Source organism: Lutibacter profundi, assembly GCF_001543325.1.
GTDB lineage: Bacteria > Bacteroidota > Bacteroidia > Flavobacteriales > Flavobacteriaceae > Lutibacter > Lutibacter profundi.
In genome coordinates this window covers 2,630,673-2,644,324 of the sequence record NZ_CP013355.1, presented here as the reverse complement: position 1 = coordinate 2,644,324, position 13,652 = coordinate 2,630,673, and the positions used below count along the sequence as shown (strand labels likewise).

9 protein-coding genes are annotated in these 13,652 nt (G+C 29.8%); 1 reads left to right on the top strand and 8 read right to left on the bottom strand.

Translation table 11 applies throughout. From position 1 onward, the window contains the following. Positions 1 to 85: 85 nt before the first annotated feature. From Lupro_RS11610 to Lupro_RS11575, 8 genes are all read right to left on the bottom strand, one after another. Entirely contained in the window at positions 86 to 862 is a 777-nt protein-coding gene (locus Lupro_RS11610) for a CbbQ/NirQ/NorQ/GpvN family protein (RefSeq protein WP_068210462.1), read from the bottom strand. Positions 863 to 1,005: 143 nt separating this feature from the next. After that, positions 1,006 to 2,268 carry an alginate export family protein gene (locus tag Lupro_RS11605; protein WP_068210459.1) on the bottom strand — a complete coding sequence of 421 codons (1,263 nt, stop codon included), beginning with the start codon at positions 2,266 to 2,268 and terminating at the stop codon, positions 1,006 to 1,008. 21 nt (positions 2,269 to 2,289) lie between these two features. Further along, complete coding sequence (locus Lupro_RS11600) at positions 2,290 to 4,302, bottom strand: TonB-dependent receptor plug domain-containing protein (RefSeq protein ID WP_068210456.1); 2,013 nt, start codon at positions 4,300 to 4,302, stop codon at positions 2,290 to 2,292. A 62-nt stretch (positions 4,303 to 4,364) separates the two neighbouring features. Continuing rightward, positions 4,365 to 6,017: a nitrite reductase gene (locus tag Lupro_RS11595; protein WP_068210453.1), complete on the bottom strand. Its 1,653-nt coding sequence runs from the start codon at positions 6,015 to 6,017 to the stop codon at positions 4,365 to 4,367. Between the two features lie 316 nt (positions 6,018 to 6,333). Beyond that, on the bottom strand, positions 6,334 to 7,671 hold the full coding sequence (locus tag Lupro_RS11590; RefSeq protein WP_068210450.1) for a cbb3-type cytochrome c oxidase subunit I: 1,338 nt from the start codon (positions 7,669 to 7,671) through the stop codon (positions 6,334 to 6,336). An 11-nt stretch (positions 7,672 to 7,682) separates the two neighbouring features. Next, complete coding sequence (locus Lupro_RS11585; RefSeq protein WP_068210447.1) at positions 7,683 to 8,144, bottom strand: c-type cytochrome; 462 nt, start codon at positions 8,142 to 8,144, stop codon at positions 7,683 to 7,685. 130 nt (positions 8,145 to 8,274) lie between these two features. Next, complete coding sequence (locus Lupro_RS11580; RefSeq protein WP_068210445.1) at positions 8,275 to 8,724, bottom strand: RrF2 family transcriptional regulator; 450 nt, start codon at positions 8,722 to 8,724, stop codon at positions 8,275 to 8,277. Between the two features lie 60 nt (positions 8,725 to 8,784). Continuing rightward, positions 8,785 to 10,161 carry a tryptophanase gene (locus Lupro_RS11575; RefSeq protein WP_068210444.1) on the bottom strand — a complete coding sequence of 459 codons (1,377 nt, stop codon included), beginning with the start codon at positions 10,159 to 10,161 and terminating at the stop codon, positions 8,785 to 8,787. A gap of 365 nt (positions 10,162 to 10,526) precedes the next feature. Here Lupro_RS11575 and Lupro_RS11570 point away from each other — a divergent pair, with 365 nt between their 5' ends. Next, a complete protein-coding gene (locus Lupro_RS11570) occupies positions 10,527 to 13,646 on the top strand; it encodes a cytochrome c biogenesis protein CcsA (RefSeq protein WP_068210443.1) in 3,120 nt (1,039 codons plus the stop codon). Positions 13,647 to 13,652 lie beyond the last annotated feature (6 nt).

Sequence of the window (13,652 nt, the reverse complement as noted above, 5' to 3'; positions counted from 1 at the left end):
CTATTTATTTTTTGGCTTCAACTCTGCTCAGCCACCTTTATTATTAATTTGATGAGATCCTGAAACAAGTTCAGGATGACGGTTTCTAAATCATTAAATTACATAAATCCTTAAGTGCTTCAACAACTTCTAAATCATCGGTTAAAGGCTCAACAACAGCTACCTCAACTGAAAGTCGTTTTGGCAATCCGCTATGAATTAGCTTTGCCGCATCTACCAATAATCGTGTAGAAACTGTTTCGGCCAAACCAAGTTCTGTCAAATTTCTAATTTTAGTAGCTATATTAACTAATTTTTTGGCTACTCCAATTTCAATTTCTGTTTCATTTACTAAGATTTCTGCTTCAATTTTAGCTTCAGGATAGTCAAAAGAAGTTGCTATAAATCGTTGTCTGGTTGAAGGTTTCAATTCTTTAAATCCTTTTTGATATCCCGGATTAAAAGAGGCTACCAACATAAAATCTTGATGTGCTTTTAAAGTTATTCCTAATTTATCAATAAATAATTCACGTCTATGATCGGTTAGTGAATGAATTGCAACAATAACATCTGGCCTAGCTTCCGCAATTTCATCTAAATAAATAATTGCGCCTTCTTTAATTGCTGTAGTTAGTGGTCCATCTAACCAAATTGTTTCAGCACCTTTAATAATATACCTACCTATTAAGTCGGTTGAAGAAGTTTCTTCATGACAACTTATAGTTATCAATTTTTTATCTAGCTTATGAGCCATAAACTCTATAAATCTGGACTTCCCAGTTCCTGTAGGCCCTTTCAATAAAAATGGAATCTTATTTTTATATGAATGTTCAAATATTTCTATTTCTTTTCCTATTGCTCTATAATAAGGTAATGTATTCATATTTTAAATTTCTTTTTTTAGACGTAATTACTAAAAGGATACTTAACAAAAGTATGCTGTTATTGTTAGGCCTACAAATTTTAGCTATAGTAATTATATGCTAATAATTATTCAAATTTTGAACTTGATGCTAATATATAGTTTTAATTATTTTTAATCGACGAAAATAATTTAGGTTTAAATGAAATCATCATCCATACCCAGCTATTATTTTCATCTTTATCGCCACCCTTTAATACTTCCAAACTGCTTGTAGCATACATTCTAGAGTAGCCAACATTAAACATAATGTCACTAGCAATTTTATACCCTAAAACCAAGTCAATTTCCGTTCCTAAATTACTATCCATCTTTGTTGAATTGTTGTAAACATTAGCTGGTGCAGAGAAGAAGTGAGGTATTAATTTAGCCGAAAATTTATCTTTTTTGTAAGCTAAAGTTACATTTACATCAGTTAAGCCAACAGAATTAGCGTGATTTCCTACGTAAAAATAATCCATCCAACCATTAAATTTATGATTGGTACCAAATAGTGGGGCAAACGATTTTATATCTGTACTAGAATCGTTCATATCTTTACCAGATAGATAATCTATTCCAATACCAAGAGAAAAATTACTTGTAACTTTGTAATCTAAATTTGCGCCAAAATAACCTGCGCTTACATTGGCGTTACGTGATTTTCCAGACTGTAAATAACCTGCTGCATTGGCATTAAACTTTCCTGATTTATAAACGTAACGACCACCAATAGTTTGCATATAGTCTACTGTTTGATTACTATTACCGTCTAAATATTCAATACCTGTATTAAGCAATAATAAACTTAATGAACTGTTGTTAAATAGAGTATGATACCAAGCGTATTGAAAAGATTTGTAACCCGCTGCATTACTGTACAATGCGTCAGTTAAAAATTGACCATCTGCATTAACTGCGAAACCTAAATCTAACCTATTCTTTTTATTGGGTATAAACTTAAGCAAAAGGGCATCATGACTTCTAGCTTGTTGTGCCCAACCTACATTCCCAAAAATACGGTGATCATCATAAACAATTTCTTGACGTCCCAATTTTAAAGAAACTTTGTTTGACAATATAGCTTCGGCCCAAGCCTGATGAAAAGCTATTTGAGTATCTTTGCTAGAGAGCGTACCAACATCTCCCCAAACACGTACATTTTGAAGTACTATTCCTAATTTTAATTTGTCATTTTTAAAATTAAAATTTAAACGTGAGCGTTGTGAAATAAAATTTGCTCCATCTACATTTGTATTTATTAAGGTTTTGAAACCATGTCTATTTTCAAAACGAGGCCTCACCTCAGCTGATAAATCTATTTGTTGTGCACTTAAAGACGTTGATAAAAGCACTAAAAGAACTGCTAAATAAATTACTTTTTTCATAATTATTTGTATTTAATTGTATTATAAATTATATGTTGTTTTAAAGAAGAAAGAGCGTCCCCAAAGTTGTAAATCTCTTGAGTGTGCTTGTCCCACTTCATTTACCGTTTCAATATCTTTGATGTCTAAAGCATTTTTAACCCCAATAGCTATTCTAATATTTGACTTATTAAATGATTTTGAAAAAGTAGTATTAAGATTGTTAAAACTTGCTCTTGTTATTTTAACAATTGTACTTGTATTACTATCAATTATAAAACCATCTCTTTTACCGGTAAATTTGTTATAGACATCAATTATTAAATGAATCTTTTTAATTTTATAATTAATGTTTGCCGAAAATTCTGGAGAGTAAAAAAATTGTTGAGTATTATAAGCTTCATTAAACTTATTATACCTACCAATAAGCGAAACACCTGCTTTTAAAGAGAGAACATCCTTGGTTTTATAGTGAAAATTTACTTTACCACCAATTGATTTAAATTTATCTATATTTAAATAATTTCTTTTAAAATCTACCATTTCACTTAAAGCTATGAGACTAGAAATATTATTGTAGAAAATAGATGGCTCAATAGAAATGTACCTTTTATTTTCTAAATCTTTATTAAAGGAGTAATACAAATTAAAACTATGTGATTTCTCTACATCTAAATCTTCATTACCAGAAATAATATATGTTAAAGGTCCTGCATTTATATGAAAGTCTAAGAATAATTCTTTTATAGATGGTGCTCTAAAGCCTCGTGCGTATGAAAAACGTATTTGGTTTTTATTATTAAACTTTAATTTAATATTTAAAGCCGGTGAAAATAAACTTCCGTAGCTACTGTTCCAAGTATATCTTGATGCTGGTTGAATTTCAAGTCCTTTTAGAAGTTTGTAGTTTAAACTTCCAAATAAGGCTAATGTATTGATAGACTGTTTTTTATCTAAAATTCTATTACCAATTGAATTTTCTTTGTAATAATCTACTCCATAAGCATAATTAGTTTTGTCTGACAAATTGCTTTTGCCCAACTGAGCTCTAAGTCCTCCATAATTGTATTTAACAATATTTTCAGATTTAATATCTGCTGTGGATTGTGTTTTTGTGAAAGTTACTGGGTCAACAATAAAAGTATCGTGATATCTCTGATAATACAGATAAGAAGCAACTACATTTATGAATTTATTTTTTAGAATTTTACCTTGCACATTTAATGAATTGTCAATACGTTTGGTAAAGTAGTTTATATCTTTAATATTACCTCTTCTGTCTGGTTCTCCAAGAGAAATCAATTTTTCATTAGAAATATTACTATTTAGACGCAATGTTAAATTCTCTAATTTTTTGCTAAACATCAAATTACCAAAGTATTGACCTCTTTCTTCCCAATTTAAATTACGTGGTGATTTATTTGTATTCAAACCATTAAAATGGTAGTAAGCACTATTAAAGCGTATTGTATTGTTTTTAAATTTATAACCTATCTCTCCATTGATATTTGTAGCATTTATACTTTCTATGTAAGAAGATATATTCGCTTCTACATTTTCTTTTTGTTCTTTTTTGGTAATAAGATTTATAATACCTCCCATAGCATCGGTACCATAAAAAACAGATACAGGACCTTCAATTATTTCAACCCTTTCAATTGAAGATAGGTTAATTTGGTTTAAATCTATAATACCGTTTAAACGTCCAATAACAGGTACACCGTCAATTAAAATTTTAATATTTTCCTTAGATATACCCTGTATTTCTAAACTAGTTCCAAAAACTGAATTTTGTGTTAAATCTAAATTCAATTCTTGCTGTAACAACTCTCTTAAATTATTTGCTGCCTTTCTATTAATGGTATTAGAATTTATAATTTTGACTTTATATACTGCATTTTTTTCTGATTGAGGTGCATATTGAGCGGTAACTATTACTTCTTCTAACTGTTCAGTTTTACCACCTTCTTTACTGTTTTCTTTTGTTTTTATTTGAGCTGATGTCAAGTTTAAAAAAAACAATAGCACCCCAAAGGCTATTAAATTAGTCCTCATTGTAGTGAATTTTAAATCTATATGACTGAATTTTCAGCCATATAGATTGTCCCTAAATTAAGTTAATAAATATCGTGTGTTGTATTGTAGATATTGAATTTTCCTGTTGGATTTTGCACCCAATCTTCTTTTATTACCTTTTTCAATTTTAATGTTTTATCATTATAAATTAAAAGAGCGCTCTGTTTACCCATAAATACAGATACCCAAACTTCATTTCCAGCTTCATTATATTCCATATGTACCATACGACCATCAACACCTTTAGGCATAGTTATGGTTTTTAAATGTTCAAAAGTTTGTGTATCAAAAACATCTACGGAAGCATGTAAATCAGAATCAGGGTTTAATGTTCTGTCAACCCAAAGGTGTTTAGATTTTGGATGAGATTTCACAAATAAAGCGCCACCACCTACTCCAGGAGCTTTAACCTCTTTTACAACTGTCCAACGTCCTGGTCCCTTATCAGTTTTAATAAAAGATATTTTATTTTCTCCTAAATGAGATGTTACCCAAAGGCTGCCCAATTTATTTTTAATATTAGTTCCTCTACCTGGATGAGGTTTAATTCCTGTTTCAATAATTTTAACTAACTTTTTATTGGGCACATCAATTACAACAATTTTGTTACTGGCATTTGCTGCTACTAAAAAATAATGTCCTGTAGCATCCCAGCCTCCATCGTGTAAAAATCTTGCTGTAGGAATTTCTGTCACTTTTGGTTCTTTAGGATTTGTATAATCAACTAAAGCTACCATACCTCTTTCTTTAATATTTATTACCCATAAAGGATCTGTATGTGAAGCTACTATTGCAGCTACACGCGCCTCTTTTATAAATTCTTTTTTTCCATCACATGCTTTACCACTTGTGCTAGTAACACTAATTGGTTCTAAAGTTTGCGCATCAAAAATAACAAAATGACTAGGATTATACCCCCCCGCAATTAAGTACTTGTCTTCATATCCTTTGTATTTTGATACTTCAACAGATCGAGCGTCAAAAGACTCTCTAACTTCTGCAACAATATTCGGAATTTTAGGATAGGTGTCAATCATTGTAATTCTACCATCTCTACCTATAGAATAAATATATCTTCCTGAAGCTGATGTTCTTAAAATATGAACGGCAAATCCTGTTTTCAAGACAGTTATTTTTTCTTTAGTATCACCATCAATAATAGCTACTTTACCTGCATCTCTCATAATTACACCAAAGTAATTATTAATATTTCTAGTGTGCTGTGGTTTCGTAGGTCTATCTGCTACAGGAACAATTAATTTCCATGTTTCTTTAATTTCTTTTAAACCAAATGGAGGTGTAATTGGTGGATCTACTTGCAAAAAACGTGTCATTAATTCTATCTCTTCTTCACTCAATATACCTTTCCATTCTGGCATGCCTGCTGGTGTTCCATTTTCTATAAAAGCACGAATACCTGCAACACCTAGAAGCGTTGTGCCAGGTCTATTATCTCCTTTCGGTGCAATAGGCAATAAATGTGGCCCTGTTGCCCCTTTCCTTGAAGAGCCATGGCAGCCTGCACATCTGTCAAAAAATAGAGTACTTCCTTTCTCCATTTCTTTTTTTGTAAGTGTAACTCCATTCTGAACAATTTTGTCATTTTTAGGGCGTTTTTCTTCTTTGGTGTTTTTACAACTAAAAGTAATAAATGATACTAAAAGTACGAGTCCCAATAAATTTAATTTTTTCATTTTTATTGATTAGTTTTAATTTGTATTAAAAGACCTTTTTATCTTTATATTGCAAATTTAAAACTGAAAAATAGTTAATTGTATGATTAATATCAGTTTATGAAAAAGTTTTTAATTTTAGTAATTATTTTAAATAAATCAAATTATTATTTACGGAAATATTCTAAGATTTTAATTTATCAATTTAGTACTCAATGATATGATGAGTTATTATACAGTAATTTTAATTTTCAAATAAAAACCAAAGCCACTTAATTAAATATATTAAAATTTAATCTAGTGGCTTGGCAATCAATCTAAAAAAATCGTTATTTATTTAACTTTCACTTTCTATTGCTTCATCTGTAGGAGTACCGTGCTTAAAGAAGTCTATAATGAAAAGTGTAATACCTGTTGCAAAAATAGTAGCGCAAATAATTAAAACAATAAAATGAACTTCAATTTCTTGTTGAACTACCATAAAGTTCATTTTTAGCTTACGCTCCAAGTATACTTGTACAACGCCGGCAACACCAAAAGCAACAGTCATACCAACCATACCAATATTTGACAACCAAAAAGCGGCTCTTCCTATGGCACTTTCATATAATTTTCTACCTGTCATATTTGGTAAACTATAACTTATAATTGCAAACACAATCATTGCGTACGCTCCCCAAAATGCTAGGTGACCATGCATGGCTGTTACTAAAGTACCATGAGTGTAAATGTTTGTTTGTGGTAATGTATGAGCAAAACCCAATAAACCAGCTCCAACAAATGAAACAATTGCTGCCCCTAATGTCCAATACAATGCTAATTTATTTGGATGTTTTTTTTCTCCTTTTCTATACATGTTCACTGCAAACAATGCCATTGCTAAAAATGCTAATGGCTCCAACGCTGAAAATATTCCCCCAACAATTAGCCAAATTTTGTTTACTCCTATATAGTAATAATGATGACCAGTCCCTAAAATTCCTGATAAAAATGTTAATCCAACAATTACATACAGCCATTTTTCAATAACTTCTCTATCAACACCCGTTATTTTTATTAATAAGAAAGACAAAATACCTCCCATTATCAATTCCCAAACACCTTCAACCCATAAGTGAACTACCCACCAACGGAAAAAAGAATCCATAGTTTGATTATCAAATGTTATCATTCCTGGTAAATACAGTAATGCTGCAAACAAAAGCCCCATTGAAAGTACTAATGCTGTGGTAGTTCTTCTTTTACCTTTAAATAAAGTAACTAAAATTATCCCCAAAAATAAGAGTACATTTAATACCACTAAATAATCTAGTGGACGAGGTATTTCTAAAAATTTACGCCCTTCCCAATAATTAAAGTGAAAGCCTATAATAGCTGCAACACCAACTAAAGCTAAAGTAATTAATTGAACATAAGCTAATTTAACACTTACTAATTCTCGTTGTGCTTCTTCTGGGATAATATAATAGGCTGCTCCAAAAAAACCAGATAACAACCAAACTACCAGTAAATTAAGATGAACTGCTTTTGCTGTATTGAAAGGAATAATACTGTGTAAGCCATCATATCCTGCATGTGCAAACCCCATGATAAACCCATATACAATTTGTAATACTAATAATAGCATTGAAAGCGCAAAAAACCAATAGGCTACTTTTTGTGATTTATATTTCATAATATTTTTGTTTAGTTGTTAATTCTATCTTTTGCTAGTGGAGATACTATTCTTTCAAAACCGTTTAAATCAATTTCGCCAATCCATTTAAAGAACGATATTACGTCTGTTGCTTCTGCTTCAGTCATTCCATAAGCTACCATTTTTCTTCCATGCGGTTGCCAAGATGTTTTTGATGTTAAAATTCCTTTAATAATTTCCTCACCATTTCCATTATATTGTTCATTTAAACGGTCAACAACTTTTGTTAATTCAGGGGCATAATAACTTCCCTCTCCTAAAATTGTATGACACCCCATACAATTATTAGATTCCCAAATTTCTTTTCCTCTTACCACTTCTGCAGTAAGATTTTCATTGTTTGTTTGATCATTTCCTTTTGATAAAGAATACACTGTAAGTCCTATAAATACAAGAAATGTTACAAGTGTCCCCCCCAAAAAAAATGCTCTTGCTTGTTTTTTAGATAACATATTTAACGAGTTTAATTGGTTAATTATTCTTAATTCACCTATTAAAAGACCTTTTTATCTTTTAATGGGTGCTAAAGTATATTTAATACTTCAACTAAAGTATGATAAAAATCATACTTTATCAAAATTATTACTCTAAATCAATATTTTTTAGTGTTAGCACACGACCATTATCAGCCACTTCCTTAGAGAATTCTAGAATTGATTTATCCCTAAACTTTCCTAAAATACTATTTTTAAATGGCTCTACAATAAAATGAACCGGACAAGGATTTTTAGAATCACATTCGTGCAAACCTAAAAAGCATTCATTTAATTTATGTAAACCGTCAATGTTTTCAATAATATCACAAACCGTTTTTTTTCCATTTTTGGGGGTAATAAAAAACCCTCCATTAGGCCCTTTTACTGATGAAATTATTTTAGCGTGTACTAGTTGTTGAAATAATTTAGCTAAAAAGGGACTCGGTACATCAATTTCATCTGCGATTTGTTTAACACTTATTTTTTTTTCTTTACTTGAGTGTTCAGCTAAATATAATGTAGATAGAATTGCATACTTGCTTGCTCTTGATAACATAAAATGGATTAATTTTAACTGTTTATATAAACAAAACTACTAAAAAAAGATAATAAGATATTAAACTTTTTTAAATTTTGTTGTAAAATGTCTCATTATGGGTGCTTCCTCAGTAATTACATACCCTGTTTTTGCCTCATTTCTAGTATCATAAATATTTTTTAAAGCTACAGCAATGTAATCCATATGATTATTTGAATAAGTCCTTCTTGGAACAGCTAAACGTACCAGCTCTAATTCTGGATATCTATTTTCTCTTGTAATTGGATCTCTATCGGCCAATACAGTACCTATTTCTACGCCTCTAATTCCTCCAACAACATAAATTTCAATAGCTAAAGCTTGTGCTCTATATTCTTCTCTTGGAATATTTGGAACAAATTTATTTGCGTCTAAAAATATAGCATGACCTCCAATAGGTTGTTGTACAGGAACTCCAAATTCAACCAATTTATTTCCTAAATATGCTACTTGCTCTACCCTACTTTCCAAATAATTAAATTCAGTTGCTTCGTCTAAACCAATAGCTAAAGCCCCCATATCTCTACCATTCATCCCTCCATAAGTAATAAAACCCTCAAACATAATATTAAAAACGGTGGCTTGTTTGAAAATTTCTTTGCTATTAAGTGCTATAAACCCACCCATATTAACCAATCCATCTTTTTTAGCACTCATAGTCATACCATCTCCATAAGAAAAAACTTCTTTTGCTATTTCTTTAATTGTTTTACTTTCATAACCCTTTTCGCGTTTTTTTATAAAATATGCATTTTCAGCAAAACGGGCAGAATCAAAAAACAGTGGTACGTTGTACTGTTTACATAATTTAGAAACTTCTTTTACATTTTGCACAGAAACTGGTTGACCTCCTGAGCTATTACAGGTTATAGTTAAAATAACTAACGGTATTTTTTTAGCTGGATATTTTTTAAATACTGATTTTAATTTTTGAATATCTATATTTCCTTTAAAAGGATGAATTTTTGAGGTATCAAAAGCTTCATCAATAGTACAATCAATAGCAGTTGCTTTTCTAAATTCAATATGCCCTTTGGTAGTGTCAAAATGAGAATTACCCGGTACAATATCTCCTTCTTTGACCAATGCTGAAAATAAAACATTTTCAGCAGCTCTTCCTTGATGTGTTGGCAAAAAATATTTAAATCCTGTAATTTTTTTTACTGTTTTCTTTAGTTTTAAGAATGATGATGAGCCTGCATAACTTTCATCTCCAATCATCATTTCTGCCCACTGTTTATCGCTCATTGCTCCAGTTCCTGAATCAGTCAACAAGTCTATAAATACTTTATCTGAAGTTAAATTGAAAAGATTATAATTTGCCTTTTTAATCCATTTTAAACGTTGTTCTTTTGTTGATCGGTTGATAGATTCAACCATTTTAATTTTATAAGGTTCTGCATATGGTAATTCCATAATAAATTTATTTTTAATAAGGTTAAGGTAATAATAGTGAAAATTGTTTTAAAAAAGAAGATCTAATTAAAACACTCAGGACGCTTTATATTTAAATAAATTTTGAAGTTATGTTTATAAAAGCTTAAATTTTTCATTCTAACATTTCTATTTCTACTGGTAAAACTACAAATTTATTTTTTAGGTGAATTTTATTTTAAGTGTTTTTTTAATGATAATAATCATTAATTGTAATATATGTTACATATATATTTGCACTTAACTTATTTAAGTATAATATTTTCTTAAAATTATGATTAATAATCCATTTTATGACAATTATCATTAACTTCGCACAAAATTTATTTTTATTAAATCTTACATAAATGAAGAAATTTCTTTCTCTTATCTATTCAACACGTTTAATGGCAATTTTATTTCTTGTTTTTGCAGTAGCAATGGGAGCAGGAACATTTATTGAAAATGACTTTGGAACAGAAACCGCTAGAGCTTTAGTTTACAATGCGTGGTGGTTTGAAGGAATTATGATACTTTTTGCTATCAATTTTTTTGGAAATATTTTTAAATATAAATTATTTAGAAAAGAAAAATTAGTAGTACTTCTCTTTCATTCTTCTTTTTTTCTAATCTTACTTGGAGCTGGAATTACTCGCTATATAAGTTATGAAGGTATTATGCCTATAAAAGAAGGTGAAGTGAGTGACACTTTCTTTTCTGAAAAAACATATATTAACATTAATATTAATGATGGTAAAGAACAAAAAACACCAATACACCACAATATCCTATTTTCAGCAATAGGACAAAACAATTATGAATATACAACTGATTTTAAAGGTATAGATGTTTCTGTAAAACTCACAAATTACATACCAAATGCAAAAGAGGTTTTTGAAATAAATAAAAATGGAAATGAATATCTTCATTTTGTAGAGTCAAGTTCAGGAGGCAGACATGACCACTATATAAAAGATGGTAATACCGAAATTATACACGGTATAACTGTTGGTTTTAACTCACCAATTAAAAGCACATTAGATTTTAAAACTATTGATGGAAAATTAAAACTAAAATCTGCTACTGAAGGAACATTTTTTAGAATGTCAGATAAGTTTAATGGATTTATAGTTAAAGATTCTTTACAAGATTTATCATTACTATCTCTTCATTCATTAGCAGGACTTCAATTTGTAGTTCCTAGTAACCCCCTTAAAGGAACTTATAAAACTATTGCAGGTAATAAAGATGAAAACGCTCTTGCTCAATTAGAATTTGATGTTACAACTGGTAATGAAACCAAACACCTCAAAGTAAAAGGCGGAAAATATGCCATTCAACAACCAACACAAATTTCTGTTGGAAATCTAAATTTTAGAATAAGTTATGGTGCTAAACAATTAAAATTACCTTTTAGTATTAAATTAAATGATTTTCAATTAGATAATTACCCCGGTTCTCAAAGTGCTATGTCTTTTGCTAGTGAGGTTACAGTAATTGACCCCAATGAAACTTTTGATTTTAGAATTTTTATGAATAACATTTTAAATTACAAAGGGTACAAGTTCTTTCAATCTAGTTATAACATTACACCTGAATATGAAGAAACTCGCTTATCTGTAAATCATGATTTTTGGGGCTCTACAATTACTTATATTGGTTATTTTTTATTGTATGCCGGCTTAATTTTAATCTTATTCATGAAAAATACACGTTTTGATTTTTTAAGAAAAAGTCTTCAAAAAATTAGAGATAAAAAAGCAGCAATAACAACTATCACTTTATTGTTAATAACATCAATTGCCTTTTCTCAGAATCATAAATTTGTAATGAGTAAAGTACAAATAGATTCAGCGCTAACTGCCAATAAAATAAGTTTAAAACATGCTGAAAAATTTAGCAAGTTAGTAATACAAGATGCAGGAGGTAGAATGAAACCCATTCATACCTATGCCTCTGAATTACTTAGAAAAGTTAGTAAACACGATACTTATGAAGATATGAATGCTACTCAAGTATTTTTATCCATTCAACAAAATCCAAGAATTTGGTTTCAAATACCCATAATTTACATTGAAAAAGGGGATACAAGGTTAAGAGACCTTATTGGTATTCCGCATGAAAACAAATATGCTTCACTTGCTAACTTTTTTGATTTAAAAGGCACCTATAAACTAGCTGAAGAGCAACAAAAAGCTCAAAAATCACAAATTAAAAGCAAATTTGAAAAAGATATTGTAAATGTTGATAGAAGAATAAATTTACTGTACTCAGCCCTAATGGGAGATATTTTAAAAATATTCCCCATTCCTAATGACCCTACTAATAAATGGGTTTCTCAAAATGCCTTAAAGACTAATGATTTTAAAGGACAAGATTCTCTTTATGTAAAACAATTATTACCTCTTTACTTACAAACACTGTCAGAGGCTAGTAGAACAAATAATTATTTAAATGCTGATAATATTCTTGCTGGAATAATAAAATTTCAAAAAAAATATGGTAGTGCTGTTTATCCTTCTGAAAAGAAAATTGAATTAGAAATTACCTACAACAAATATAATATTTTCAAGAAATTATATAGCTACTATATGTACATAGGAACTCTAATGTTTTTTCTTGTAATATTTCAAATATTTAAAAACAATAAAACTGTACGATTATTAATAAAAGTGAGTACAGCAATTATAGTAGGTTTATTTTTAATGCATACTGGTGGTTTAATTGCTCGTTGGATAGTGAGTGGTCATGCACCTTGGAGCAATGCTTATGAATCTATGATTTATGTTGGGTGGGCTACAATGCTCTTTGGATTAATTTTCGGAAGAAAATCATCTATGACCATTGCAGCAACAGCTTTTTTAACGGCTTTTATTTTAATGGTTGCACATTGGAACTGGATGGATCCAGAAATTGCAAATTTAGTCCCTGTTTTAAACTCTTATTGGTTAATGATTCATGTAGCTATTATAGTAGCAAGCTACGGCCCATTCGCCCTGGGTATGATATTGGGATTGATTTCTTTAATTTTAATGATTTTAACTACTAAAAAGAATAAAGGAAAGGTGAATCTTATGATTAAAGAGCTAACCATTATTAACGAAATGTCCCTAACCGTTGGTTTAGTAATGTTAACTATTGGAAACTTTTTAGGAGGACAATGGGCCAACGAAAGCTGGGGTAGGTATTGGGGTTGGGATCCTAAAGAAACTTGGGCTTTAATTAGTATTATGATTTACGCTTTTGTTCTCCATATAAGATTAGTTCCTGGTTTAAGAAGTAAATTCACATTTAATTTATTCTCAATTGCTGCTTTTGCCTCAATTTTAATGACCTATTTTGGAGTTAACTTCTATTTATCTGGTTTACATTCGTATGCAAGTGGAGATAAAGTTATTACACCTATATTTGTGTATTATACAATTCTAATGGTTGCTATTATTTCCGTATTTGCTTATTTTAAATATAAAAAATATTATAAAAAATAAATATAA

Bases quoted from the DNA above. Each gene is read 5' to 3' on its own strand.
- Lupro_RS11575 (WP_068210444.1), bottom strand. From the start codon at position 10,161: ATGGAATTACCATATGCAGAACCTTATAAAATTAAAATGGTTGAATCT.
- Lupro_RS11595 (WP_068210453.1), bottom strand. From the start codon at position 6,017: ATGAAAAAATTAAATTTATTGGGACTCGTACTTTTAGTATCATTTATT.
- Lupro_RS11590 (WP_068210450.1), bottom strand. From the start codon at position 7,671: ATGAAATATAAATCACAAAAAGTAGCCTATTGGTTTTTTGCGCTTTCA.
- Lupro_RS11605 (WP_068210459.1), bottom strand. From the start codon at position 2,268: ATGAAAAAAGTAATTTATTTAGCAGTTCTTTTAGTGCTTTTATCAACG.
- Lupro_RS11585 (WP_068210447.1), bottom strand. From the start codon at position 8,144: ATGTTATCTAAAAAACAAGCAAGAGCATTTTTTTTGGGGGGGACACTT.
- Lupro_RS11580 (WP_068210445.1), bottom strand. From the start codon at position 8,724: ATGTTATCAAGAGCAAGCAAGTATGCAATTCTATCTACATTATATTTA.
- Lupro_RS11570 (WP_068210443.1), top strand. From the start codon at position 10,527: ATGAAGAAATTTCTTTCTCTTATCTATTCAACACGTTTAATGGCAATT.
- Lupro_RS11610 (WP_068210462.1), bottom strand. From the start codon at position 862: ATGAATACATTACCTTATTATAGAGCAATAGGAAAAGAAATAGAAATA.
- Lupro_RS11600 (WP_068210456.1), bottom strand. From the start codon at position 4,302: ATGAGGACTAATTTAATAGCCTTTGGGGTGCTATTGTTTTTTTTAAAC.